This is a genomic window from Oleiphilus sp. HI0086 (assembly GCF_001635225.1).
Genome location: NZ_LWFZ01001410.1, coordinates 1 through 1,688 on the forward strand (window position 1 = coordinate 1; position 1,688 = coordinate 1,688).

Consider the following 1,688-nt stretch of genomic DNA (forward strand, 5'->3'; position numbering starts at 1 on the left):
TACAATATGTGGCTGAAAGTCTGGATCACTTTTATGCTCGCTAGCAAAACGTCTAGCCAAATAAAGCCCTAATCCAAAGCCACAAATGGACGCCAGCAAGGTCGCGGCATCATTTAAGGCTAAATAACTTTCCGCAAGCACAGCACAAAGAATCATTAAAACCAAGGGAAGCACATACATCACGAGGGAGGCCTGCAGGAAAGTTTTCTCTGGAACTGCGAGGGTTACATAATCCCCTACTTGTACATCAAACTCGTTATCAAGCTCAAACTCAATACATTTTCGTTGGCTACTATCATTGACTAGCTTTTGGCCACAGCCCGCTTTCATCTGGCAACTCTCACAGGCACTTTTTCTATCGATACGAACCGATATACGCCCATTAGTTGTTGAGTCATCAGCAATGACTATAGCTTCTTCTTTAATCATTAAACTAACCTTACATGATCGGTTTGACTGATTTCGCAACCTTCATTGCAGTCATAGCAGGAACTTCGCCAACAACCGTCACATGATAGTCATGACCATCAACACTGTGATCAGTTGAATAGGCAGTTGTTGCACCCACCTGTGTCGCACCTTCAGGCATAGTTCCCTTATCAACCGACTCGATAAATATACTGAAGGTTGCCAGGCCATCACTATAGACCATTACATGCTCACCTTCTTTTGCCTCTCCATTTATCTTTTCATAGCCATTAGGCAAAAATTCAACTTGCCACATCAGGGAACGCGACCAGGACATACCTTTGTCTGCCGTTTTGATCATTTCATGCTTAATCGCTTTCCCTGCCCCCATTACATCGAAAACGGTCGAGTCAATATTATTTGGGTACTCTACATGTGTGTATTGGAAACGCTCCAAGGCTTTATGCTCTTGGTCAATTAACTCAGACTTTAGGAGCAGGCCTTTCTCTTCATCTATCCATAGCTTATAGCTATAACGTTCATCGTCATTGGCAGATATTTCCACCACAACACATGAACGCTCTATCATTCTCTCTTTCCCCTTAAGAACTAAAGAGTAATGACTCTTACCAGGCATAAAACCAACAAACTTATTAGTAAAGTTATTGGAAAGAGGACTGTTTTCTACCTCTACAACTCTGTTATTCGGAAAGACGCACATTACCCGCTCACCATCACGGACAATTTCGCCCATCTCGCCATCGAGTTGCTTTAAGCGCTCTTTCTCAAGACCCTTCTCGTACTGGTGAATAACACTCATGGTACTCGACATAGCACCTCTCGAGAACATAAAGCGTCCACGATAGTTCTGCTCTACAGAGGCTTGTTGCATAAACATCAACCAATCAATTGCTTCCCAGGCGCTGCGCTCCTTTGGAAACTGATAAATCCATTCCTCCTTGGCGCCTTGAGCATAGAGCGGCGCACCGACAAGACAAAAAAGTAGCAACAACCCACGCAGAAGAACTTTAGTATTAAGCTTATTCAAATCAATTAACATGATGATATTTTCACTTCCAAGCTCAGCTTATATTCCAACAGAATTGACACTTGCAACCCTAGCCAAAGGCATAAAACCAGACTGAGTACCACGTATCGAGTGTTCAGCATGCCTCAGTAAATACTGACTAAAATGACGCGCCTGCTCTTCAGTCATCTCAACAACAACCTTAGGCTCTTGCGCAGAAACTTTAAGCAGCGCACCTTCAGCAGAAATATTC

General features: G+C 43.3%; 3 protein-coding genes. All 3 read right to left on the reverse strand.

All coding sequences use genetic code 11. The features are described from left to right. Nucleotides 1-429: SoxR reducing system RseC family protein (locus tag A3756_RS23985; protein WP_068554900.1), on the reverse strand; the 429-nt coding region annotated here is incomplete at its 3' end. A gap of 10 nt (nucleotides 430-439) precedes the next feature. Beyond that, nucleotides 440-1,468 (reverse strand): MucB/RseB C-terminal domain-containing protein, encoded by a 1,029-nt coding sequence (locus tag A3756_RS23990; RefSeq protein ID WP_068554720.1) that lies wholly within the window; start codon nucleotides 1,466-1,468, stop codon nucleotides 440-442. Between the two features lie 27 nt (nucleotides 1,469-1,495). Beyond that, a partial coding sequence (locus A3756_RS28275; protein ID WP_197481510.1) for a hypothetical protein occupies nucleotides 1,496-1,688 on the reverse strand: 193 nt, incomplete at its 5' end.